The 25774-nt window shown below is 44.9% G+C and carries 21 protein-coding genes and 2 pseudogenes; 18 read left to right on the top strand and 5 right to left on the bottom strand.

The window, feature by feature from the left end; genetic code table 11:
- Positions 1 to 41 precede the first annotated feature (41 nt).
- The 6 genes and pseudogenes from JCM11969_RS20640 to JCM11969_RS01570 all read left to right on the top strand — a co-directional run.
- Positions 42 to 1946: pseudogene (locus JCM11969_RS20640) on the top strand (flavocytochrome c); the annotation flags it as partial.
- A gap of 197 nt (positions 1947 to 2143) precedes the next feature.
- Positions 2144 to 2398, top strand: a complete 255-nt coding sequence (locus JCM11969_RS01590) for a hypothetical protein (protein ID WP_156319221.1) — start codon at positions 2144 to 2146, stop codon at positions 2396 to 2398.
- 202 nt (positions 2399 to 2600) lie between these two features.
- On the top strand, positions 2601 to 3020 hold the full coding sequence (locus JCM11969_RS01585) for a hypothetical protein (RefSeq protein ID WP_054707420.1): 420 nt from the start codon (positions 2601 to 2603) through the stop codon (positions 3018 to 3020).
- Complete coding sequence (locus JCM11969_RS18020; protein ID WP_054707417.1) at positions 2989 to 3462, top strand: hypothetical protein; 474 nt, start codon at positions 2989 to 2991, stop codon at positions 3460 to 3462. Before JCM11969_RS01585 ends, JCM11969_RS18020 begins: the two co-directional genes overlap by 32 nt.
- A gap of 122 nt (positions 3463 to 3584) precedes the next feature.
- The gene (locus tag JCM11969_RS01575) at positions 3585 to 4556 is read left to right on the top strand and encodes a bacteriocin-associated integral membrane family protein (protein WP_156319220.1); all 972 of its coding nucleotides are present in this window, start codon (positions 3585 to 3587) and stop codon (positions 4554 to 4556) included.
- A 111-nt stretch (positions 4557 to 4667) separates the two neighbouring features.
- The gene (locus tag JCM11969_RS01570; protein ID WP_191982288.1) at positions 4668 to 5297 is read left to right on the top strand and encodes an ATP-binding cassette domain-containing protein; all 630 of its coding nucleotides are present in this window, start codon (positions 4668 to 4670) and stop codon (positions 5295 to 5297) included.
- A 646-nt stretch (positions 5298 to 5943) separates the two neighbouring features.
- On the opposite strand, the gene JCM11969_RS01565 is transcribed toward JCM11969_RS01570, so the two are convergent.
- Positions 5944 to 6885, bottom strand: a complete 942-nt coding sequence (locus JCM11969_RS01565) for an L-lactate dehydrogenase (RefSeq protein ID WP_054707408.1) — start codon at positions 6883 to 6885, stop codon at positions 5944 to 5946.
- 584 nt (positions 6886 to 7469) lie between these two features.
- Here JCM11969_RS01565 and JCM11969_RS01560 point away from each other — a divergent pair.
- A complete protein-coding gene (locus JCM11969_RS01560) occupies positions 7470 to 7904 on the top strand; it encodes a GNAT family N-acetyltransferase (RefSeq protein WP_054707405.1) in 435 nt (144 codons plus the stop codon).
- A 323-nt stretch (positions 7905 to 8227) separates the two neighbouring features.
- Here JCM11969_RS01560 and JCM11969_RS01555 read toward each other — a convergent pair whose 3' ends face one another.
- From JCM11969_RS01555 to JCM11969_RS01540, 4 genes are all read right to left on the bottom strand, one after another.
- Positions 8228 to 11152 carry a beta strand repeat-containing protein gene (locus JCM11969_RS01555; RefSeq protein WP_156319219.1) on the bottom strand — a complete coding sequence of 975 codons (2925 nt, stop codon included), beginning with the start codon at positions 11150 to 11152 and terminating at the stop codon, positions 8228 to 8230.
- 24 nt (positions 11153 to 11176) lie between these two features.
- Positions 11177 to 12034, bottom strand: a complete 858-nt coding sequence (locus JCM11969_RS01550; protein ID WP_054707399.1) for a hypothetical protein — start codon at positions 12032 to 12034, stop codon at positions 11177 to 11179.
- A complete protein-coding gene (locus tag JCM11969_RS17480) occupies positions 12031 to 12204 on the bottom strand; it encodes a hypothetical protein (RefSeq protein ID WP_156319218.1) in 174 nt (57 codons plus the stop codon). The genes JCM11969_RS01550 and JCM11969_RS17480 overlap by 4 nt, the downstream gene beginning before the upstream one ends.
- A gap of 206 nt (positions 12205 to 12410) precedes the next feature.
- Complete coding sequence (locus JCM11969_RS01540; protein ID WP_054707393.1) at positions 12411 to 12650, bottom strand: hypothetical protein; 240 nt, start codon at positions 12648 to 12650, stop codon at positions 12411 to 12413.
- Between the two features lie 551 nt (positions 12651 to 13201).
- On the opposite strand from JCM11969_RS01540, the gene JCM11969_RS01535 reads away from it, so the two are divergent.
- The 11 genes and pseudogenes from JCM11969_RS01535 to JCM11969_RS01500 all read left to right on the top strand — a co-directional run bounded on the left by JCM11969_RS01535 (position 13202) and on the right by JCM11969_RS01500 (position 25769).
- Entirely contained in the window at positions 13202 to 13705 is a 504-nt protein-coding gene (locus JCM11969_RS01535; protein WP_054707390.1) for a hypothetical protein, read from the top strand.
- Between the two features lie 1932 nt (positions 13706 to 15637).
- Entirely contained in the window at positions 15638 to 15778 is a 141-nt protein-coding gene (locus tag JCM11969_RS20175) for a hypothetical protein (RefSeq protein ID WP_369523174.1), read from the top strand.
- Between the two features lie 53 nt (positions 15779 to 15831).
- A pseudogene (gene gdhA / locus JCM11969_RS01530) lies at positions 15832 to 16982 on the top strand (NADP-specific glutamate dehydrogenase).
- 176 nt (positions 16983 to 17158) lie between these two features.
- The gene (locus JCM11969_RS01525) at positions 17159 to 17641 is read left to right on the top strand and encodes a GNAT family N-acetyltransferase (protein ID WP_054707387.1); all 483 of its coding nucleotides are present in this window, start codon (positions 17159 to 17161) and stop codon (positions 17639 to 17641) included.
- A 90-nt stretch (positions 17642 to 17731) separates the two neighbouring features.
- Positions 17732 to 18163: a universal stress protein gene (locus JCM11969_RS01520; RefSeq protein ID WP_054707384.1), complete on the top strand. Its 432-nt coding sequence runs from the start codon at positions 17732 to 17734 to the stop codon at positions 18161 to 18163.
- A gap of 98 nt (positions 18164 to 18261) precedes the next feature.
- A complete protein-coding gene (locus JCM11969_RS01515) occupies positions 18262 to 18720 on the top strand; it encodes a hypothetical protein (protein ID WP_054707381.1) in 459 nt (152 codons plus the stop codon).
- A gap of 5 nt (positions 18721 to 18725) precedes the next feature.
- Positions 18726 to 18869, top strand: a complete 144-nt coding sequence (locus JCM11969_RS17475) for a hypothetical protein (RefSeq protein ID WP_156319217.1) — start codon at positions 18726 to 18728, stop codon at positions 18867 to 18869.
- Positions 18870 to 19226: 357 nt separating this feature from the next.
- Complete coding sequence (locus tag JCM11969_RS18165; RefSeq protein ID WP_169790382.1) at positions 19227 to 19367, top strand: hypothetical protein; 141 nt, start codon at positions 19227 to 19229, stop codon at positions 19365 to 19367.
- A 58-nt stretch (positions 19368 to 19425) separates the two neighbouring features.
- Positions 19426 to 20073, top strand: coding sequence for a KxYKxGKxW signal peptide domain-containing protein (locus JCM11969_RS01510; RefSeq protein WP_054707378.1), 648 nt, complete (start codon positions 19426 to 19428; stop codon positions 20071 to 20073).
- A 15-nt stretch (positions 20074 to 20088) separates the two neighbouring features.
- Complete coding sequence (locus tag JCM11969_RS01505; RefSeq protein WP_054707376.1) at positions 20089 to 21183, top strand: hypothetical protein; 1095 nt, start codon at positions 20089 to 20091, stop codon at positions 21181 to 21183.
- On the top strand, positions 21141 to 25769 hold the full coding sequence (locus tag JCM11969_RS01500; protein WP_054707372.1) for a beta strand repeat-containing protein: 4629 nt from the start codon (positions 21141 to 21143) through the stop codon (positions 25767 to 25769). The genes JCM11969_RS01505 and JCM11969_RS01500 overlap by 43 nt, the downstream gene beginning before the upstream one ends.
- Positions 25770 to 25774: the final 5 nt, after the last annotated feature.

Genomic DNA, 25774 nt, shown 5'->3' with positions numbered 1-25774 from the left:
CAAAGACGGAAGCGGCCTCTCCAATTGCCGTGCCTGCTCAGGACGACCAACATTTTAAAGCTGGCAAGTACACGGTTCAGGCCAAGGGACACAACGGTGATTTTCCGCTTGATGTCACCCTGTCAGACGACCGGATCGAAGCCGTTGAAGTGAAGGGCGATACTGAAACGAAGGGAATCGGCGACACGGCTTACGTGAAACTACCTGCTGAAATCGTTGCTGGTCAAACCTTAAATGTGGATGTTGTGACCGGTGCTTCTGACACCAGTCACGGGATCATCAACGGGGTTGCCGAAGCCGTACAACAAGCTGGCGGGAACCCGGATGCGCTGAAGGCCCGTGCGAAATACGTGAACCCGAATGCCGATACCGAGGATAAGACCATCGAAACGGATGTTGCTGTGATCGGTGGCGGGGGTGCTGGCTTGTCAGCAGCTGCCACTGTGTTAGATCAGGGCAAGAAGGTCGTTTTACTTGAGAAGACTGCGGCACTTGGCGGCAACACCGTCCGTGCCGGGGGCCCAATGAACGCGGCTGACCCAGACTGGCAGAGCAAGTTCGATGCCCTTCCTGGTGAAGACAAGTCGCTGCAGGCTTTCGTGGACATGTACGTCAACGATATTGATGCCGACTACCAAGAAGACTTCAAGACCCTGCAAAAACAAATTACCGATTATTTGGCTGATACCAAGAAATCTGGCCACGAGTACCTGTTTGACTCCGTTGAACTGCACCGGATCCAGACTTACTTGGGCGGTGTGCGGACCGATCTGAAGGGCAACCGGATCTTCGGGAAGTATCCACTGGTTAAGAAGTTGACTGACAACGCGCTGGCCTCACAAAAATGGCTGGATAAGATCGGCGTTGACTTTGATTACTCGCAAGTCACGATGCCCGTTGGTGCGCTCTGGCGCCGTGGTCATAAGCCTGTGCAAGAAGCCGGCTTTGGCTACATCTCAGCGTTAGGCGACTACATCAAGGCCCACAACGGCCAAATTTTGCTGGAAAGTCCCGTGACGGAACTGATCCATGAAAATGGTCAGGTCAAGGGCGTTATCGTGAAGAAGGCCAATGGTCAAACCATCACCATCCACGCGCAAGCCGTTATTTTGGCTGCCGGTGGCTTTGGTGCCAACACGAAGATGGTGCAGAAGTACAACACGTACTGGTCAACCATCGATGACAACATTGCCACAACGAACTCGCCAGCCATCACTGGTGACGGGATCCGACTTGGCGAAAGTGTCAATGCTGGGGAATTCGGGATGGGCTTCATCCAAATGATGCCCGTTGCGGATCCTGAGACCGGCGAACTGTTCTCCGGGATTCAATGCCCACCCGCAAACTTTGTGATGGTCAACAACAAGGGGAAGCGGTTCGTGAACGAATTTGCTGAACGTGACGTGCTGGCTCAGGCGGCCTTTGATAATGGTGGGTTGTTCTACTTGATCGCCGATAACGAGATCAAGAAGACGGCTTACAACACCAGTGAAGACAAGCTAGAACAACAGGTCAAAGAAGGCCGGTTATTTAAGGCGGACACCCTGGATGATTTGGCAGACCAGATCAACGTGGACGCTGCGGCCTTGAAGGATACCGTTGCCAAGTACAACAGTTACGTCGATGCCGGCAAGGACCCAGAATTCGGCAAGAACGTCTTTGATTTGAAGGTTGAACACGCGCCATTCTACGCAACGCCGCGGCGGCCAGCCATTCACCATACTATGGGTGGTCTGACCATTGATCCGGATGCGCATGTTTTGGATAAGGACGGTGCTAAGATCAGCGGTTTGTACGCAGCTGGGGAAGTTGCTGGTGGGTTACATGCCGGAAATCGTCTCGGTGGGAACTCATTAGCTGACATCTTCACCTTTGGTCCAATTGCTGCTAAGACGGCAATTGGCGAGCTGGTGGATACTGTTTCTTCAGCTTCTAAGACTGATTAGCGGTTAAATATATTTTTAAAAATCGGTTTCTCTTTTGACGGAGAAATCTATTTTTGCGTAAATTGACCTTTACACGATCTTTACAAGTTCGACATAAAACATTTACATTAGTTTTTTATAATGACATCAGCAGCTAAACGAAACTAAAAGGATGTAGTAATTAGTTTAATTTGCTGAATTTATAACTGAAGGGAATTATGATGAAAAAAAGTTTGGTGAAAGTGGCATTAGGTGTTGCGCTATTAACAGTTGGAGGAACGGTTGCCAATGCTTCGGTTTCAGAAACAGCAAATCAAGATATTCATAGTGGTCAAGCATACGCCTCAGATACGGCTGTTGTTAACCGTTCGTCTGAGGGAAGTAAAATAATCGTTGGGGGTAAAGATTCTCTTGGAAAAATGACCACGCACCTTTGGGAGGAACATTCAATTATGGGGTTCATGGACTTTTGAAATTTTCTCAATTTGCGGACTTTAAATGCAACCGTACACATCGAGCCACAGCCATGATGAATAAGCATTACACAAAAACAGGGTGGGAGGCTAAAAATACTTGGGCGAAAGCAGAAACTCCTTCATATTGGAGTTATAGTTCTAATAATTCATATTACGATTATAAATAGAAATCTGTGACTGAAAAAGGAAGTGCCGTGAAATGAAGATAGTCAACAAATTACTGTTGATTTTCATGACGACGCTTTCTTTTTTGATTATTTTTCCTGCTTTTATGAATGCTCACTACAATCAGGTAACTTCATCTATTGAAAAGGAAATGTACAGAGTGAATTTACCAATTAGTATTGATAGAGATACTTCTATGAATCTAACTAAACTGAATGGTTTAGTAAAAAAGCATTGGAAAATTATCAAAAAAGAAAACAATATCGTCACAAAATCAACCACTTATTTCTATTTTCCAAATGAACAAGGAATACAAGTAAAATCATCGAAGGATATTATTGAGAAAGATATTTTTGGGAAAATTATCATTGAAAATATCAATAGTCTGCCATCTAATAGTCTACTCGGAGGAACTTTTTTTTATGAAGCCAAGTCAAAAATTATCCTCTTATGATGTGCAGAAATATTTAGTGAAGCAATTTAACGAGCCAAGGATAACGGTTGATAAAGCTAGACAAAAACAATACACACCTTTTGTTGCTCATAAGCAACAATTATTATTAGTTTTAATAATCAGTATTATGCTTTTACTGTTTGCACAGATTATTGAACAATTGCTATCCTTTAAAGAAATAAGTCTTCGAATACTATTTGGATATTCAAGGTGGAATATAATTTGCTTTCAGGCAAAAGCCAACCTGAAGAACCTTTTTCAATCCACGTTAATAGTAATCCTGTTAACTGGGTTAATATCAATCAGATTTATTTATGAAAGTTTCTGGTGGCTCATATATAGTGATCTAGCGGTAATAGCATTTGTATCAATTGCCATGACTATTTCGATGATTCTATATATAGCATATGTATTCATATATCAGCCTAAAAATTTTACCTAAAGGGAAAATATCCAGCAAAAAGAATTTTTCAAATGAATATCTTCTTTAAAACCATACTTATGCTGGCTTTAGTAATTGTTAGCTTGAAATTTGTTCCATAAGTTACGCAAACTGCTCTGTCATTGTCAAATAGTAATAAGACGAATACTGTTTTAGCAGGATACTCTAATGTACCTTTAATGCCAACTAGAAGTATGCTTAAATTTGAAGAGGAAAGGCCAGACTTGCATATTAAGGCGACGCAAAATTTATTTACAAATTTATACGCACACAAGTTACTTATTTTTGCACCAACTGATGAAACTAAAAATAGGCTGTTTGAACATAAAAGAATTAAAAAGAGCACTATTAGAAGCAATATCGTTTATGTTTCTCCTGAATACATTAGAATTAATGATTTGAAAACAAATCAGGGGAAAAAGTTAACAATCCATGAAAATACAAATTTTGCTACGGTTCTCATTCCGAAAAATCTTTCCAACCATACAGATAAAATTATGAAAATTATGCAAAAAAGATATTTTGAAGAAGCGTCCTCATTAGGTAGGAGCTTAGGAGTTTCTGATAAGCTGGGAAACAACGTTAAGATACCAAAGTTGCATTATCAGTCTATTAAAAGTAATCCAAAATTAATCAAATTTTTTGATGAATATTCAGCTTTGAAGAATCCGATAATCTTTGTTTTACCACAGCAGCTTATGAAACTTCCAGCTTCAGTTTTTGCTGATAATATTGCAGGAGATTCAAATAATTTTTTCTTCCAGGATAAAGACGGTCAAGTTGAAAAGTTCATTAGGAAAAGTATCATTTCAGGAGATTACCCGAAAATGGTTTCTGCACAAAAACTAGTTGCGACTATTTTTGATCAGAACGTAAAAGCAAATGCAATGATTGGAATACTTAGTTTTCTGCTGGTAATCAGTTACTTAGCATTAACTCTATTTGCTGCAGAAGCCTATTTAATTACTAATGGTAAGACGTTCTTTTTAAAGAGATTGTCCGGATATTCTCTTCTTCAGATATCCAGTAGTTATTTTTTAATTAGTTCCATTTTCTGGAGTGGTGTTATTTTTGTTTCAAATTTTAAATCGTGACGGCATATCCTCTATCGGTTTCTGTTTGATACTTGGGTTAACAGATCTTTTTATCAGTTATAGCGCAATCTATTTAAAATTAAAAGAAATCCGAGGTACTGATATTTGGAAGTGACTGTGAAAAGTATAAGTAAAAAGTTTAATGATCGAAAGATATTTGGACCAATAACACACCAATTTAAATCTAATAGCTTTACTGCTATAAAAGGGGCAAGCGGGACAGGAAAAAGTACATTTTTGAATATAATTGGTTTAACTGAAGAAGCCTCTACTGGGAAGGTTTTGTTTAATGACGTTGATGTTTCAAACGTTAGCAAGTCAAAAATTCGCAATTACTACAAAACAATTTTAAGTTTTGTTTTTCAAAATTCTTTACTAATTCCTAACTTAACTATTGAGGAGAATTTATCAATATCAAGCAAGTTTTTGAAAATAAAAAAAGGTGAGGAAAAAGAACTCTTTAAAATTGCTCTAAGTCAAGTTGGATTGGATAACTTCAATCTTAAGCAACGTGCTTATACACTAAGTGGTGGTGAACAACAAAGAATTGCAATTGCGAGAGCTTTCATTAAGCCAAGTAAAATCATTATTGCTGATGAGCCTACTGGATCATTAGACGATGAAAATGGCTTTGTAGTTATGAACTTACTAAGTAAATTACAACAGAGTGGTAAAACTATAATTTTAGTGACTCATGCCAATCAATTTGATGAATTTTTTGACGAAGTTATGTATATATGATGAATCTTAGATTTTTGTAATTTTTTTCAAAGTATGGCGATAAGTTTCCAATATTTTGAATTACCAACTAGCTATTCTACGTTTTAGTGGGTAGCGAGTAATTATTTTTGGTGTCGATGTTTTTAAGAATGCTCACTTTTAAAAACTTTCAATTTCAAGCATCTCTATCGTTTTTTACAATAAAACCCTCACAACAATTATAGGGGAATGTTGTGAGGGAGTCTCCAATAGCCTAGTACTCAATTACAAGTATCGAGTAAAGTAATTATACCTTGAAAAGGGTTTAAATACAATGCTTTTTGCAAAAATGTATTGCGTACAATTTATTCTTAAGACGGTGGTTTAACAAACAATATTTATAATTATGTTGGTCATTCGTTAATTGTCGTTGTATTGAAATAAGCTATTACACAAATTAGACTAATAGTGATGCATAATATGACTGATAATGAGACGTTATTATAGACGTGTTTATGACCAGAAAGCACCTCAGAAACGATTAGTCGTTATTGCGTAAAGTATGTGGTCTACAATAGTCGGATGATACTGTTGGCACACAAAAACACCCCAGCTGAGAAGGGGCTGAGGTGTCAGAGAAACGGATGTCGCAATTTTGCACTTCAATTGATGAATCAGCAAGCAAGGCTTACTTGTTTGAGTCGATATCATCACGACTTTCAGCGAACTTCGTCTTGATGAAGTCGGCAGAAGTCTGTAACTTCTTAAGTTCTTCTTCAGTTAGATCGAGTTGCAGCTGTTCTTGAACGCCGTCCCGGCCAACGATGGCGGGATATGAAAGGTAGGTGCCGTACTCTTCGCGGTAGTTTGACACTGGCAGTTCAGTTTGAGCGTCACTCATGATCGTGTAGGCTAGCCGGACGGCAGAAGTAGCAACCCCGTAATTGGTGTACTTTTTGCCATGGAACACGGTGTGCCCACCGATGCGGGCCAAATGATCAAGTTCGTTTAAATCGAGGCCACGTTTTTCAGCAATTTCGGTAATGGGATGACCCAGAACCCGAACCGTTGACCAGGCTGTAAATTGGGAGTTACCGTGTTCGCCCAAGTTATAGCCGACAACGGAACGTGAGTCGATGTTTAACTGTTCAGCAACTGAACGACGCATCCGAGCGGAATCAAGCAAGGTCCCTGTTCCGATAACGTGGTTCTTAGGCAGGCCGGTCACTTCTTGGTAGATTGAGGTGATCACATCCACTGGGTTGGTGATAACAACGATCTTGCCGTTGAAGCCGGATTCCTTGATCTGCTTAGCAGCGCGCGGTACTTGAACTCGGGTAAATGGGAGTTCAGCGAACCGGTCGTCCGTTGGGTTATCCTGCAACTTGATGTTCCCAATGGCTGAGATGATGACGTCAGCATCCGATAACTTCGAATAGTCGTTGGTGAAGATGTTAGTGTGGTATGGCAAGTTCGCAATGGCATCGCGAAGGTCCAACGCATCAGCTTCCACCTTGTCTGTCCGTGTATCGATCAATACTAAATCATCCGCAAAGCCCATGGCAACGACGTAGTGTGCTGCAGCTGCGCCAACGTTACCCATACCGATAATACCAATTTTACGTGTCATTTTAAAAATCCCTCCAGATTTAATTTACTAAGTCAGGCACTGGGGCATGCCCAGGTACAGCTGCTTAGTGATCATTTTGAAGCTCGAAACGGGCGATAACTGAAAAACACATCCCGTTATTGTGTGGTTACTATGTAATCTTGCGTGCTGTGACGCCGGTTTATTTCATTGGCCTGACCTCCTTTGCGAGTCCTTGTGCTATAAAAAAAGCCAGAAGCTTAATGAACAGCCCCTGGTTTGCACCAACACTGCCCGTGGATTATACGGGCACTAAATCAACGGCCCGTACGCTAAATGACGACGACCCGGATGACTAAAGATTTAGTTGACGTGTTCGTGTTTTTCATAGTCAATTACCTCGCTTGTAGTATGTGCTTAATTTATCATTAAAGGAACATAAAATCAAGATTAAAAACAGATTAAATGTAATCGATTTACAATGAATGCCGTTCTCATGGGGCTGGTTACCACTAAAAAGTTTTCCAAGTCTGAGTTAAAAGGGTGGTATTTTGCAAGAAAAGAGACTACCTTATCATGAGAGAAAGAATTCAATTATAGATTGTGGATAGATTAGAGGGTAAACGATGCAAATTAAAAATTTAAACGGAATTACGGATGCCCAGATGGATCAGTTAATGGGCATTTGGCTGTCGAGCAACTTGGCCAGTCATGACTTTATTCAACCAGAATATTGGCGGCATCAACGCGAGGCAGTCGCTAAAGAACTACGTGAAGATGATGTCATTGCGGTGATGAACGAGGATGATGAAACGATTCTCGGTTTTGCGATGCTGGATGGCGAGGTCGTCCGCGGCGTGTACACGAAGACAACTGACCAGAGAAAGGGCGTGGGCGGCATGCTGATGTTTGCGTTAAAGGCAACGCACAACCACCTGAAACTCAGCGTCTTCCAAGAAAACGAAGCAGCAACGGCATTCTTCCAGCATCACGGGTTTAAGACCGCAACTGCGCATAAGGATGAGACGGTTGGGGAAGAGATGTGGGAGATGAAGTTGTAGAGTGCGGAAGAAGGGCGCTTAGGGGCGGAGTGTAAGCGACTTTCGGCATCAAATCCCGGTCTTGGATTTGGTTCCGGAAGTTGCTTACACTCCGCCCCTTGCCCTTCAGGAGCACGTTTCGGCTATGTAAGAGTAGAACTGCAAGCAATGTAGCTAGAGTTCGCAAAAGACTCATAAGAGTACCTGCCATATCTTCTGAACAGGGCTTTTAATAAAAAGTAACAACAGACATTCCCAGAATATAAAATAACAGCACCAAAAAACGCCAATCATCAGCATTAACTGCAGATGATTGCGTTTTACTATCCACAAAACATGCCAACCTACCGACCAAAGTTGATCTTTCCCGACAAAACAGAGAAGTACTTTCCAAGTTCAGTAACGGCATCGCCGCCACCAGCGGGACCACCATCACCGTGTTGATGACCATGGCCGCTACCGGAAAAGGCAACGCTCTGGTGGGCAAATTGGTCGCGTTGGTTCGCGTCTTCTAACTGTTTCAAAGCTTCACGCTGAACACGCTCATAGGAAGCGCGTCGAGCGGCAGCTGCCTTCTTAGCTGCAGTAATTTGTCGTTGCTGGGTGGCAGCGGCTTCGGCGGCCTTTTGCGCAGCAGCTTGCTGTGCTGAGGTTGAGTCGTTTGAAGGCGTGTTGTTCTGGGCCTGAGCAGCCGTCTGCGGTGTTGCATCCGCCGTAGATGGGGTGGTTGCGTCAGTATTTGGAGATGGTTCATTGTCAGCCAACGTTACAAAGGCGGCACTGGCTGTTGGTAAGTCAGCATCGTTTGCGGCCGTTGACGACGTATTAGGAGTATCAGTTGCCATAGGAGTAGTGTTTTCACCGTTATTTGTTGAAGCAGCGGTGGTGTTGCTGTTGCTTGAACCCGGTTGTTTCATGGTTGATGGTAATTTGACCCGGGTTGCAAGTTTTGGTGTCTTTGAAGAATTTGAGTTGTCGCCGGAATTTGATTTGGCGCCAGCGTCAGTCTTTTTAGTACCAGAAGCCGTACCGTTTTCTTTTGATCCAGTACCTTTCGTGTCAGTATTACCAGTAGTATCTGTTGCACCATTACTGCCAGTGCCAGTTGTGCCATTAGCGCCGGAAGCGTTACTATCCGAGTCGCCACTGCCATTAGTGTCACTGCCGGTACCAGTAGAACTATTGTCACCTGTGTTATTGCCAGTGCCGGTAGAACTGCTATCACCAGTGTTGTTGCCAGTAGAGCCATTGTCGCCAGTATTATTACCAGAGCCAGTAGAGCCATTGTCACCAGTATTATTACCAGTACCAGTAGATCCGTTGTCACCAGTATTGTTACCAGTGCCAGTAGATCCGTTGTCACCAGAATTGTTACCAGTACCAGTAGAACCATTGTCACCAGAATTGTTACCAGTACCAGTAGAACCATTGTCACCAGTATCATTGCCGGTAGAACCGTTATCGCCAGTATTACCACCAGTACCTGCTTGCTTCTTTAGCGTCACAGTAAGCGTCTGACCAGCAGTCGTGTACCAAGCGGCACCTAACGTTTCGTTGTTTTGAACCAGATAGCCATCCTTTAAAAACCCGCTGACAACAGTTGTTGTGTCAAACGGTACCCGATCACCAACAACGCCGGTAAAGGTTTCAGTGTCGAGAATCTTGCCAGTATCTGCATCGACATAGTTCACAGTTACAGTGCCGTAATCCTGCGCAGACAACTTAACGAGATGGATCGTCAGGTTGTTCTTAGTGCTATCCGCATTTGTCCAGAGATAGGGAACCGACGCCCGCTGACCAGAAGCTAATTCGTAACCGGCTGGCACAACTGCCGTGTAAATGTGCATTGAACTGGCCGTTACCGTCATGGTTTTAGGGGTACCAACAGTGTTACCGTCCTGATCGACGTAGGTCACAGTCCCAGAAACGAGGATCGCTGGGGCCTTTTTGACCTGCACGGTTAACGTGCCATCAGGGGTGAAGGTGTATTGCACCTTTGCGTCTTGACCATCGGCCAGAACGTAACCCTGAGGCAACGTTGCGGATACATCAAGCGTGTCCGCAACATCCTGGACACCACTGATCGTTGTTGAACCGACCTTACTGCCATATTCATTCACATAATTGATGGTGTTTGAAATGGGTGTGGTCGATGTTGATGATGAGTTATCAGCACCTGTGGAATCAGTGTCGGATCCACCATTAGAATCGGTCGAGCTATCTGTTGAAGAGTCTGAAGATGTCTTAGTCCCTGAATTGTCAGTGGTAGACGAACTCGTCGAACTAGTTGAATCCGTGCCAGTTGTCCCAGTATCGTTACCATCCGAACCAGTGCCATCAGAGGGCTTGGTGGACGAACTTGAACTGGAAGAACTGGTGCTGGAACTAGACGAGCTGGGGCCTGGCTGAATGACGTTAAAACTAGTAGACGCATTCAGAATATCCTGAAGCGTTAACTGAGCCGCAATCCGCTGTTCGCCACTGTCGTTCAACGTATAACTGCCAGTACTTGAAGTCGGCGTTGCCTCAATATCTGAAGAAATCAGGTTGATGTTAAAGATATTTGAGTCACCTAAATCATCGCTGACATAGGCATTTGCCGTTTGACCCTTCAACGCTGCAGCAACCGAGTTTTGATCCGTAATGCCAGAAATCACTGGCAGGTGCACAGTTAATCGCTCATAAAAATCGAGGGCAATCGACGAAGACACACCAGTTGGCCCATTTTTTATCTGTAAGCTGGACAATTGCCCCTGGATGTTTCTTTTAAGCACGTCGTCAACCATGGCACCATCGAGATAGATGCCATAGTAGGTCTGGCCATCAATGGTCAATGAGCGGAAACTACCGCCATCATAGCCGTCACCATCACTTTTACGACCGTTAATGACATAGGTGCCCTTACTCAGATCTTGGTCACTATTAAAGAGAAGGACGAATTGAGAGTCTGCAGAATAGACCGTGTGCCCGCCAACAGTCGTGACGTTAGTGGCAAACATGGTGTAATCAGAGGTTGATCCAACTAGCTTCCATTGATTAGTTGTCGACGTAAACGTATCGCCAGACTTACTAAAGCTTGAACCAGCTACTGGCATGGTATCCTGTGCTGCTGCGATTTCAGATGATGAAGACGCATTATCAGCATGGACAGTCTTAGCTGGTGCGAGCTGCGTCGTCTGGCTTGCTAAAAATAATACGGATGATGCCACACCTAGCGTGAGCCATTTGCTGAATTGGTGGTCGTGCTTCTCCCCTGTGACCTTCATCATTCGCCCCTCCTTTCTGGCATTCCCCTATGAATCGTTAGTGGTGCTTAACTGTTTTAATTTACTATGTTTACGTTCCAAGATCATATCAGCAAGATTCGACCAATCATTAGGGGTCGGCGGATCTTGCCAAACGACTTGCGGTGCCGTGACTTTCTTTGAGTGAAAGTCAGAAATGTAGATGTCGACATCGTCGCTCAACTCGCTCTCCAAAACGAGGTTGGCGTTATCAAATGCATTGAGTGATTTCTTAACGTAGCTGCTATACAGGCATCCCTGTGAGAAGTCTACGAAGATGTGTACGCGATCGACCACGGCTTCCGGCGGTACGGAATTGATCAGTGAGAACATGTAGCTAAAGTACAGGTTGACCTGACTGTTGCCGTTGACCGGCACGAGATGTGACTGCACAAGGTTCGTAATGAAACGCGTGATGATCACGTCAAAGGCCGGGTACAGATCCCGGAAGAAGGTGGTCTTGCTGGGATCGGTGAACGTGGTGGGCTCAATGTAAAACGACGTGTACTGCATGTGGACGCTGAACAGGCTTTCGCGAAGTTCTGTCCAGTTTAACTTGTCGCGTGAAACGATGATCCGACCGCCCTGTAACGAGGTGATGAAGTCATCTGTCAGGCGCTTGGCTAGCGGAAAAGTTGCCGCAAGTTCCTGGTCATCTTTAGGTGAAACGAGATCCTGTGATAATAGGAAGTAGTAGACGTAATCCAATTCCTGTTGGCTGACGCTGTATGTGTCGCGTAATAAGTCTTGAATCTGTGTCAGAAAGCCAGTTGCTGTTTCGTCAGTGACTGGCGTTTTGATCGTTTCTTCAGTTAAATTTCCTTGGTTGCCTAACCGTTTGAGCCAGACCTTCAAAAAGAAGCTCAATTTGACTTCCTGAGTAGGTGCAAGTGTCCGGTCAAAACACTGATGGTAACAGTCCAGTAACTTCGTGACGAGGTCGTCAGATCTGGAAATGGATCATCAATGTCGTTGAACAGGGTGTAGTACAACTGGAAAAGATGGAGGCGGATGGTGAACTCGGGATCTTCGACCAAACTTGTGGCTCGTAGAAGTTTTCCTTCTTTAATAGCTTCGCTAAAGCCCGTTCGCCGCTGTAAAAGGTGGACCGGCTCAGGTGATTCGCTTCGGCAAAAGCCGTTTTACCCGATAGTGTTGAGTAGAAGAATTGGTACTCCAGAATCACATACTTAGTTGCCCGATAAAGGTACTGCAGTTGAATGCGCTGCAAACATATCTGCTGTCACATTGTTGACGTGCCAGATGCCTTGAATGGCTCATCGACGTAACTCGGAGCCTCACCTGCGACCAGGCTTAAATCATTATTTAAATTATCGAAACATTTATCTAATTGGTAACGGGTCAGTTCCAGCTTTTCTGCGAGCTCGGCACGTGAGATAGTCCCGGAGTCCGAGTCTGTCAAAAGGTGCAGCACGATAAAGCTGGTCTGGTCGTCATCGTTAAACAAAGTCGCATAATTCATCTGTGGGGTTCACCTCCGGGTCTGCTCACCCTCCCCAATGCTAATGATTACACATATTTAACAAATAGTGTGTGTGCGTTTTTTGCAAAATTTCAAAAAAACGCACACGCGCAAAGGGTTGAGTTTTAGACGTTTTCACTCTAGAATTTTGGGTATAGAGAGGTGACACATTACGAAAATAATGGTCACGCTATTACCACTTGATTATACACCATCTGCGTGGATTATTAATCTGATTCACAACGGTAACTGATCGGGTAATAAAATCTATGGCTGCTTGAGACAAAACCGAATCTCAACTTATTGTATGCATTGACAATGTGGTTGGTCATAAGGGTGACCAGTCATCTAAAAACAGTTTTCGTTAATGGTGCCGATGCCAAAGAACCGGTGAAGTTGAAAATCGATTTATAGGACAGTTTCAAGTGGCTGGCAACAGTCATTGGCGTGAGTAACGTCAACACAAGCTCGGGGGAGTGAGGTGTTGACAGCTTACATACCAAGATCAAGAGGGAATTTTAAGGGTTATCAATAGATAGGGGGAAATGCGATTGCGTGCCATTGATTTAATTGGTAAGCGATACAACCGGTTAACGGTGATCGCCCGAGCAACATTAAATGCTGCGAATGGCGATGCCCGTTGGATTTGTCAGTGTGACTGCGGTCAACAGTGCGTAGTAGATTCCTACCGCTTGCGGAAAGGGAGAACCAAGAGCTGCGGGTGTCTACGACGCGAAGACTCAGCCAGACGGAGCAGTGACAACGATGCCTTCATTCAAATGAAAGCAAACAACGCGTCACAGCTCAAAAATGAAGACGGCGTTTGCTACTCGTCACTACGACGCAGTAAGCGAAACCGCTCCGGCCACATTGGCGTTTCATACGTCAAACGAACGGGACTATATGTTGCCCGCCTGCGTTACAACGGTCAATACGTGTTGAACAAGACGGTGACAACATATGAACGTGCCTGCCAGCTTAGGGAAGAAGCTGAAGACACATACTTACATCAACTGAGTGAAACGGCTGAGCCAAGATTACTGGCCGGTCGGTAGATTCACGACGTTTAGGAAAATAAATCGAGACTAGGGAGTATCGATTTATGCGGCAAGGTAGTTTCATTGCAACACGAGTGGATAACTAGGGAGAGTTTCAAAAAGTCATCGTTGCAGCGTAGGAAACTGTTACGACGCATTCAAATAAGACTGTCAATTCCTAGTATTGGAGTTAACAGTCTTATTTTGTTTCATCACCACTGTGCCTGGCTGAATACCATCTAAGTTTAGCTGGTGCATGGATTCTAAATTCTTACAGTATTGTTTTAGCGCTGGATTGAGGGATCTGGTGCTTTTTTTGCGTTGATAGGGAGTCCGTTACATTCCGCAATTTGGCACTCCGTGTGGTGGCTCGCGATGAAGCTAATTCGATTGTTGCTGCGCGCCACTCGAATGGATCTCCATCGTCTCGCACATCAGTAACCGACCATAGAACGGTCGCTAACTGATGTCGACACCGCAGCTCCGTGCCAAATTGCTGCATTCCACTCACATGGTGCATATTTCAGACGGTTGTTAAATATTGAAATTCAGGCAAAGACAGTTTGTAGAGAAATCCGCCCTCGACTGCTTATTGCCCACTGTTAACAATGCTTGAAACTAAAGTTAGAATCAAACAGTTTGTAGTTGATCGATACTAATACAACGGTATCATTGTTGTTGATTAGTCTAGCAATTGTAGCGTAGTGGAGCCGGTCGCATTGCAGGCAGTAGCGACCCCACTACAGCCTGCAGGGCCGACTGGCGCAACGAAGTGACAGTCAACCACTCAAATATGACTACATACGCGCTTAATAGTTTCTTACCAATCTTTATCAGGCCTTTATTTCATTTTAAGCTGCCATTAAGCCCACGACCGTAACATAGATTTCGAACATCAAGTTCATAACAACTACAGCACAGATCAGAAAGAAAGTCCTTTTTATGGAAAAACTACTGAATACGCACTGTAACGCAACGATTTCGATTCCACACTCGCTTATTAACACAGGTTCATTAACTAAAGAAAACTAGCTCCTGCATTGAGCTAACCCCAAATAAAGAGATTTCTGAACAACCAACATTCCTCAAGCATAAACAGGATTCAAGAAACACCTCTCAAGCAGCAACATCCCACTTAAAGAGATTCCAAATAAAGTAATACCCCCAAACAAAATGCCTCACGATTCCCAAATTACCCCATTCACCTCTCTATAAAATCTGATCAGCGTCCTCCAAACACTGATCACACCAAGGTAAATCGTCCCAACTCATCCCACCCCCTTGATGATGCGGGACCGGTAAATAAAAAAATATTGCACACCCACTAGAATACAGCGCTAGTGGGTGTTTTTGTAGAGTGTGGAGCAAGGCGTTTTGAGGGCGGAGCGTAAGGCACTTTGACCCGAAAAGTCCGGGCCTGACTTTTTGGGTCGAAGTGCCTTACGCAGGAGCCCTCAGCCTTGCGGAACACGTTTCGGCACGGTAAAAGCGAAGCACGTCGCCAAAACTACTCAGAAACCAAACAGCAGAAAAGTCCGGGTCTGACTTTTTTGCCAGAGTCCGTTACACGTTAGCCCAGTACAAGGATAAAAATTAATTCAAAATACTTAATCAAGCTTAAAGTAATACCTAATCCACATACAATTATGATGCAAATATTCCTACCAGGACTATTTTTAACTTAGAAATTATACCAATGATTATTTTGCAAATTTTTTTGATACGTCAATCCTTGCTATTAATGGACTTTAACACCCTATATCAAAATATTCCAATTTTGTAACAAAAAAATAAAATTTGATGAGACAACACTCCGAAAACCCGCTAACTCATGCGCTCACAATGCATTTAAATTAGCCTTGAGTATAATTATTAGCGTTTTTTAATGTGCTATACTAGTCTCATACAGTTTTAACTTACTGATTTCACTCACGAGAGGATTGATTTAATTTGACAGAAGCAACAGATTATTTAGCATCAGTTCGTGCACAACTTGAACAGCGTGACCCTAACCAGCCTGAATTTTTGGAAGCTATCGATAATTTCTTTAAGACAATCGCACCCGTTTTGGAAAACATCCGGAATACGTAAAAGCCAATATCGTTGGCCGCCTCGTTGAACCGGAACGGGCCTTCCAATTCCGGGTGCCGTGGGTTGACGATGATGGTAACGTCCAAGTGAACCGTGGTTTCCGGGTTCAATTCAGCGCTGCCATCGGCCTTACAAGGGTGGGTTGCGATTACACCCAACCGTCAATTTATCAATCGTGAAGTTCCTAGGGTTTGAACAGATCTTCAAAAACTCCCTGACCGGCCTGCCAATTGGTGGTGGTAAAGGTGGGAGTGACTTTGATCCGAAGGGTAAGTCCGACGGCGAAGTCATGCGCTTCTGTCAAAGCTTCATGACCGAATTACAACGCCACATTGGGTTAGACATTGACGTGCCAGCCGGTGATATTGGTGTCGGCTGTCGTGAAATTGGCTTCTTATACGGCCAATATCGTCGGTTACGCGGTGCAGAACGTGGCATCTTAACCGGGAAAGGCTTGAGCTACGGCGGGAGTTTAGCTCGGACTGAAGCCACCGGTTTTGGCCTGTTGTACTATACCAAGGCGCTGTTAGCTGCTAACAACGAAACGTTAGACGGCAAGAAGATCAAAGTTTCCGGCTCCGGGAACGTTGCCATCTATGCCATCCAAAAGGCAACTGAATTAGGTGCCACAGTTGTGACGGCTTCTGATTCCAACGGTTTCGTTTACGATCCTAATGGTATTGACTACAAGGTCATTCAACAGATCAAGGAAGTTGAACGCGGCCGGATCAAGGATTACGCCGACCGTGTGTCAACAGCGGAATACCATGAAGGGTCCGTATGGGACTTCGATGCTGACTACGACATTGCGTTACCATGTGCCACTCAAAACGAAATCGATGCTGACCAAGCTGACCGTGTCATCAAGAACGGTGCGACCGTGGTGGCTTCAGGGGCCAACATGCCATGTACGCCAGCTGCTGTGACTGCCTTCAGCAAGGCCAACGTGCTCCTCGGCCCAGCTAAGGCTGCCAATGCCGGTGGGGTTGCCGTTTCTGCCCTTGAAATGAGTCAAAACAGCGAACGACTTTCTTGGACCTTTGAAGAAGTCGACAACCGGTTGAAAGACATTATGCAAAACATCTTTGATGAATCTCAAGCCGCTGCTGAAGAGTACGGCTTGGGCAAGAACTACCTTGCTGGCGCCAACATTGCCGGCTTCAACAAGGTGGCCGATGCCATGTTAGCTCAGGGTGTTATCTAGGCTTCAATAAAAGAATAAATTGTCACACAACATTAGTGAACCCCCAGTCAGAACCCGTTTATTCTGACTGGGGGTTTTGCGGTCTCTTGGAAATTTAACACAAGTGTGCAAATCTTTAGAAACCGGTTTTGGGCGTGGCATGCTAAACTAGGAGGAGATATAATAGGAAAGAACTGATGCGGATGCGAATTCGACCGGCACGGAAAACAGACGATTTTCAGGCGATCGCACAACTATATTTGACCACTTGGCGGGCGACGTACGCGGGGTTGTTTGACCAGACATTTTTGGATGGCCTGACAACAGCTGTGTGGCATCCAGATCAGCAGTGGCGGCGGATGTTTCTGGCAGAAACGGATGCGGGTGAACTCGTGGGTGTTTGCACGTATGGGCCTTCGCGAACACCTGAGTTGGCTGACTGGGGCGAGGTGTATGCCATTTATATTTTGCCGGCATACCAGCACCGGGGACTGGGACCGCGGCTGTTGACCGCGGCCCTAGACCAGTTGAAACGACGGTACCGCACGGCATATCTATGGGTGCTGCGGGATAACGTTTCGGCGGTGCACTTTTATCTTGAACAAGGCTTTGTCCTGACCCAAACCGTGCGCGATGACCACGACTGTATTGAACAGGTGTACTGTACGCAACTTATTTAGGAATTGTGTGGCGTCTCGGCTGACAGATGAGATGGAGTTTGCTATTGTTAAGAGAGTAGATTAGGACCTAAAATAGGAGGGACCCGCTGCATGTCTGAACAGGGAAACTACGTTGTTGTCGCAATGGAAAATACGAAGAACGCAAACCGGATCTTTAATTACGCCTTGGACCTTGCTGCAGAACGGCATAAGTCAGTTTACGGCATCTACGTGATCGACACTGTTCAAACGCTGCCTTACGATGAAGACCAGTGGGAGACCTGGATTGAAACGCAAGAGGCGCTCGGCGCGTTCAACATGCAACGGCACAGCGAAATGGCAGCGGAGGCTGACTTGCGTTTCATCTGGTCCGTCATGTATGGCGACCCGGTGCTCAAAATTGCCCGGTTCGCCAACCTCGATAACGTCTGTCACCTCGTGATGGGTGCGTACGGCGAGCGCCATTTAGCAACGGACCTGCTGGGACACAAAGTTCCCGATATCCTGAGCCACGTCAGAGAAAACGTCACGCTTGTTCATTAATAGGATTTAGTGTCATTAAAAAGAAAACGTGTTTTGTGAGTTGCAATTTCGGTGTCCGTCACTTATAGCACACGCTACATTAACTAGGGGGAATCATTATGTGGCTTGTATTAGTCATTGTTTTTATTATTTCAACGGCCATCGGCGGGGTAGCCTGGTGGTACGCAGCACATTACGACGGGTTAGTAGGCGTGACCCGCGCGATTACATTTATCAGTATCATCTGTCTGGTCGGCAGTGGGGTCGGCCTGTGGAAGAACGGCTTTACGTGGGGGTCAAGCAACAACGCGACCAATTCTGCGAAGTCGTCTAGTTCTTCAAAGAAATTAGCAAACTCACAGTTCTTTGCCGAGCGGGACTCCGAACAGACGGCTGCTAAGAATCTCGCCAATAATGAAACGGCTGTGTTGAAGCAGTTGAACAAGATGTACGTTAATCAGGGTCCAGTGACGTTTGATAAAGCGACAAAGACCTACACGGTTACCGCTCAGAAGCCAAAGTTTAAAAAGCAATTGCCACCATTTGGAAATATCCAAGCAAGAACCAAAAATCACTGACGTCGTTGAAGACAAACTATCTGAAAGTTAGCAAGTCGATCAATAAAACGCTGAAGGCACAGTATACCTTGCAGTTGAAGAATGCGGCCGGGAATGTGATCATTACTGTTAAGAATGGGACGGTTACGTTTAGTGGGTTGAATAACTAAATAAAAAACACCGGCTCAAGAAAAATACTCCTGGAGGTATAAGGTGTCAAAAGACTGAATTAATTTTATTTAAGTCTTTTTATTTTGCACAAATTTATAATTTTTTATCAAAAAATTCCTAGTAATAGGGTTTCGCTTGCCAAGATCAATTGAAAGTTAACCCATCTTTACCTAATAAATATTCACACATAAAATAAATATTTTAAACACTTGTTGGTTATAATGTATCTGATTAGCACTTATTTCAAACAGAACAAAATTTTTGTTAAAAAACTTATTCACACGTATTTACTTCCCAGATTAAAACCCTTATGTCTATGTACTTATAAAATTAAATATTTGGAGGAGTTGACTTCGATGGGGAAAAAGAAGTTTACCACGACGCTTGATAGCGACATGATCAAACAATTGAAGATCATCGCTGTTGAAGAAGATACCAGTGTCGCAAGTTTGTTGGAGAACCTTGTGCAATCGTATCTGTTAGCAAAAACGTCGTAATTTAGCATCACTGTATGGGAGTGCAGACGGCAATTTAAGAACGGGGGATTCTTTAATCATGGTTGGCAAAAACAATCGCGTAAAAGACGTAGCAACAAATGAAAAGAAACATTACAAGGATTATAAATCGGGTAAACGATGGGTATTTGCTAGTATCGCAAGCCTATCATTAGGGACCGCATTATTTTTTGGGTCCGGATTAACGACGTATGCTGATAGCAGCACACCTTCCAATTCAACAGACACGTTAAGCGACAGCACAGCAGATGCGGCCGCAGCCACTTCGTCTACAAATAAAGTGACGTTGACATCACCCTCAACTGGTAGTTCAGATACGTCAAACAGTGCTGATACGAGCAGTGATACGACTGCAACTGCAGATTCGGACACATCTTCGAGCACAGTTGCAGACAGTGACTCCTCATCGTCAGATAGTTCAGTGGGTTCATCAGTTGAGGATGATACGCATGCATCACAATCTGACACAGACACAACAGCTGCTAACAAAGTAACAACTACGGATACAGGAAGTACTACAGCAACAAGTAAGCCAAATTCAGCAACTACTAAAAGTACAACTGCGACAAATAATGGTGTAACTAATGACCAGATCACTGATAGCACACCTGCCACAGATATAACAACCGACGCATCCACCGTGGACGATACCTCAACGGGGGATGGGTCAGATAAGACTGTGTCCTAAGATACAGTTGACAACGTGACAGGTGAGGTTTTAGACACACCAACGATCTCTACTGATTCACTGGCTGTCAATAGTGAGACGATCATTAACCCGACTGACGCAGATATTGATACAGCCAAGGAAACAATGGAAGCTGCCTATAAGCTGACGGGGCAAGCTCAGCAGTTGAACATGATGCTAGATGAAGCAACACCAAGTGAAACTAGCGCTACAGTGACGTTGACATCCGACACCACTACGGTGGGGTATGAGACGGGTGTGACAGCAATTACGTTAACACTAACCGCCACAGGCGCTGAAACGGGTGATACCTATTCAGTTACAATCCCAACAACTAGTGTTCTTGGGTACGACGGCATAGATCCGTTGTCCGCAAATCAAGGTACTGTCACTACAACAAAGACAGCAGATGGGACGATCGTTACTGATACCATTGTTAAAAATACGGCCGACATGTCTCAGCAAATTACGTTATGGGTTTCGAACAACTATGCAGCAAAACCTGAACCGATTGCTGACGTCGGCACGGGCGTTTACAACATTACGTTAGCTGTCAACGGGACCACGACAACAACAATCCCAATTACACAGACAGTGACACCGACAATTAATTTGGATCCAATCACACGAACATCGCCGGATACGACAAATGTTCCGGCCGTTCAGCCTAATACCGATTATGTCTATGACTTTGATGTGAACGAATCCGAGGGCCTTATAAATAACGGGTATCAAACAAAACAAGTTAACTCAAATGTAAATTATGGAATGACGATTACGATTCCGGTTCCAGAAGGGTTTACCCTGGATAGTACCCTCACCGATAGCTTAAACAATTTTAATGATGCAACAACGATTACACAATCGGCTGCTGGCGCAGATATTATCATTACCGTTCCCAAGGGGTCTGGTAAGCAAGGTTGGGAAGGTCAAAATGGGTATCAAATTGCAGGGTCTTATGGCGTTACACAAACTGCTGATGATCAAACGTTGACCGCAGCCGGCCCAATTCAGTTTTCGCAGGTGATTTCAGCTGATGGGGCAACGCTTGATGCACTGGATCAACGATGTCTGAAACCATTGCCGGAACAAGTGATATTGCCTCTGTGAGTGGTATCAGCGTTTCTATTGGTGGTAACAGTTATGGGGCTGGTGCACAAAATCAATTGACATTAAGTACTGACCCCGCCGATGCAACCAGTTACTTAGCCACTTACGGACTTTCTTCAATGATTGCGAGTGCTTTGACGGATGATGCAGTTGTGACCATTTCTGTTCCTGACGGGATAAAAATGTCATCATTGACGGTTCCAGATTCTGGTGCGAATTCATCACAGTATCTGACTGGTACAACACAGTACAGTTACACAGTAACGTTAGCTGATGGGACGACTCAAGAGGGCGTTGTTGATGCTGGTGGCGAAATTACGGCTGCAGCTGGGACGACAATTCGGTCGATTGCGCTGACGCCTAACTACCTGTCTTCAGGTGCCTATACAGTTGGCGCAAACCACGGTACCGATTCAGGATTTGTTTTATCAGGTTCTGTTTCACAAACCTATGATAATGGAAATGCGGTGCAAGTGGGTGATGAAATCAACTTTGGTATCAGTGTCGCACTGGCCTCTGATCCAACAACAGTTATCGCATCACAAACTTATACGGAAACGATTTCTGTTCCGATTGATGGTGTCTATGCCTATATGTGGCAACCTGCAGATGGTCAGGTTGCAGGTAAGGTGTATGCTGGCCGGATTTCAGTTGGCAGAACTGGTGGCAACAAGCACACGACTGACAATGTTTATGAACCAACTTTCTACTATGTATTGCCATCAGGAACCAGCATTTATGGCATGAGTGGTATTTCAGATGACGCAAAAGTGACGGAATACTTGAGTGATGATGGTCGCACAGTTGTTGAGGTTGATTACTCAGGAACAGGAGAATCTGTTAACACCGATTCAACTGGGCCAGTTCAAATTGATTTATCAAACAACCCGGATGCACTCCCCGGAGAATATCCGTTCTCGATGTATGTCTACTCACCGACAACTGCCCTAACTAATGGGACGAAGGTAACGGATACCTCATACACAAATGGAAATGCTGATGCCTATTTAATGATTGGCGGTGACATGAATTGGACGATTAGCTCTGCCAGCGTTTTTGATGAGTATTCATTTGCCCAAGGAAATCAAGACGTGACCGGTATCAGCGCTGGTACTTCTGATGATCAAGGGACTGATGACGCAACCTTTTACACAACACTCATTAACACGGTTGCTGATGGTGCTGATAATACGGCTACCAGTGTCATCAATTTACCAACTGACGGCGATGCTAGTGGCTCCGGCTATACGTTTGACTTAACCGGTCCAGTCACATTACCAACAAATTATATTACCAGCACAGGTACAGGTGACGCTATTCAAGGCACAGTGCTCTATTCGACCTCAGCACAAACCGTAACAAACGGGCAAGCTGCCCCAGATACCACGGGTTATGTAACCGCAGATGAAATTGGTGACAATTGGTCTTCAGTTCGGTCAATTATGATTGAAGTGGATAATGTCGCCAAAGGGACATCAACAGGTCGAATTGCCATCAACGGCACGATTGAAAATATGGAAAATCTGGCAGGCCAGACTGGTTATCTATCCACCGCCGTTTTCGTCAACGGAAATAGTGCAAGTACTGAGGCTAAAGCAGCATCAATTGCCATCACTGGGACTTCCAGCGTAACAACTCGTTTCCATTACGTTGATGCGGATGGCAACGACCAGTACATTACATTGGATGACCTCGCACAAAACGACCTTCAGGATAACGTGGACACGCTCAAAGATATTTATCCAACTAGTCTCGATGGCTTTTCTGCAGCTGATCAGGCACTAATTCCTGAGGGTTACACATTAGCAAGCGATGATTACACACTTGTTTCCGGTCCCAATGCTGATGGCATTGAATCCACCGCAACGACCAAGGTTGGCGATACCGCAATTTACAGCACTGACGGCGAAATTGTGCAGTATGAACTGGCCAAGAGTGCAGACTTAACCGTGACCTATGTTGACGATGACAATGGCGGCAGCACAGTGGGTGACGTGGCTACTGTTTCTGGCGTGCTCGGGACTAGTGGCAGCTATCAGACTACGACACCAACAGGATACGATTTGGCAAGTGGGCAAGCTAGCACATTAGCGTACACGTTAACGGATGATGATACTGACAACTTAACGGTCCATCTGGTGCATAACATCACGACCACTGGCACAGTGACAACAACGAATACGGTCACGTACACTGGTCTGCCAGCAGACAAAACGCCTGCCACTCAAACGGCAGATGTCACTTGGGCTATTGAAACGGATGATGTGACAGGTCAGACAACATACGTACCATCCACGGCCGGCACCACCACTTATCAAACGACTAATGTTGCTGGTTACAGTTTTGATCCCTCTCAAGCTGAGGTTAGTTTTACCACTGCTTCTCAATCGGACGCACCGACGGACCAAAACACCGAAGTTGCATACACTGCTGATAAGCAAGCCACAGATATTGAGTTTGTCGATGATGACGAAAACGGTGCTTCAGTCGGCGACTCGACAGCACTTAATGGGACAACGGACCAGGCTGTTGATTGGACCGCTGCAGTTCCTGACAATTACGATTTAGCTAAGAACCAATCGGCGTCTGGGACGTATACGTTCCAAGCTACTGACAATGCGCCAATTGTTATTCACTTAGTCCATCAACATACCACGACCTCGATGACCACAACGGACACTGTTTCGTACACGGGGCTACCAAGCGATAGGACGGTGTCGGATAATAGTGCTACTGTCAATTGGACTGTTGATACAGATCAGGTTACGAATACGGTGACCTACACAACTGCAACTCCAACTACGGAAATTGCATCGCCGACAGTAACAGGGTACACAGCTGCCGACCCTTCCGTGACCTTCACTCAGTCTGCAAGTACAACGACGGAACCAGTCGACCAGCAACAAACCGTTAACTATACGCCAAACGCAACGTCGTTTACGGTTTCTTATGTGGATGATGATAATGGCGGCGCGCAGGTTGGTCAACCTGCGACCGTTAATGGGACGACTGATGAAACCGGCGCGTACACAGTTGATGTGCCAGCGGGTTATCAATTGGCCGCGCAACAGGATGTTACGATTGGCGCTGATAATACCGTTGCTTACACGTTGCCAACGGATAACATGACGATTCATTTAACGCACAAACATGCTGTTTCAACCACAACTACGACGAATACTGTGACGTACGCTGGGTTGCCAGAAACTAAAACACCTAGTGATGACGTTTCGACAGTGACCTGGAATGTCGATACTGATGAAGCAACTGATACGACAGTCTATACACCTGATAATGCAACGACTACTGTTTCAGTGCCAACGATTGATGGGTATACAGCCGCGGCAAACGAAGTGACGTTTACTCAAGGCACAACACCTGAAAATCAAACGAAGACAGTGACTTATACGGCTGACCCAGAAAGTTTGACCGTAACCTATGTCGATGATGATTATAGCGATGAAGCCCAGGTTGGCAACACGGTGACGTTGACGGGTAACATGGATGACACAGGAACTTACACTGTGACCATCCCAACCGGTTACGCCTTAACAGCTGGTCAGACTGAAATCAGCGATGCAAATACGATTGCCTACACACTGACGAACGATGATAGCGATAATTTAACGATTCATCTGTCACACGTTCATACCTCAAGTACAGTTACGACGACAGATACAGTGACCTATACCGGTCTGCCAACTGACAAGGCACAGACGCCGAAGACTGTCGCTGTTGATTGGACAGTCGATACCGATGAAGCCACTGGTCAGAGTACCTATACACCATCAGTAACATCAACTGTAATTGATTCGCCAATAGTTGATGGTTATGCGCCAGCCAGCACAACGACTGACTTCCCGCAGGAAACCATTACGGATGTCCCTACAGATCAGACAACAACAGTCGCGTACACGGCTACTGGTCAAAGTCTGACAGTGACATACGTTGACGATACAACTGGTGATACGATGACAAACTTGGGTGGCACGTTAACTGGTGTTACGGATGAGACTGGTACGTACACGGTTCAGGTGCCAACCAACTATGTTTTAAGTGACGGTCAAACGGCTGAAGTTGCTTACGCATTTACTACCGATAATACAGATAACCTGACGATTCACTTGAGTCACGGTATCGCAACTGGAACGGCAACCACTACGCGAAATGTTTACTTTGTTGTTCAGGGAGATAATGCACTAAACCCTGATCCGGTTCAACAAACCGCAATGTGGAATGTGACTGAAGATATGGTCACTGGCGCCGTTACTGCGACAACTACGGATAGTTATGGTCAAGTCTATACACCGGCTGTTTCAGGTTATACCGCAAATACAACCACAGTACCAAGTGAGACGTTAGGCACAATTAACACGTTACCTACGAATGCTGAGGATGCCTTTGTGACCTACGCAGCTGACCCACAAACAGCCACGGTTGAATACATTGATGATGATAATGGTGAGAAGACTGTTGGCACGCCAACTACACTAAACGGCGTTACGGGAACGACTACCGACTGGAATACGACTGATTTGCTAACGGGTACCACCTTGCGACTGACCAGGCAGCCAGCGCACTTATGAATTTA

Source organism: Secundilactobacillus paracollinoides DSM 15502 = JCM 11969 (genome assembly GCF_001311135.1).
In the GTDB taxonomy this organism is placed as follows: domain Bacteria; phylum Bacillota; class Bacilli; order Lactobacillales; family Lactobacillaceae; genus Secundilactobacillus; species Secundilactobacillus paracollinoides.
Note: the sequence above shows the minus strand (reverse complement) of the source record. Positions and strands in the feature narration are given on the sequence as shown.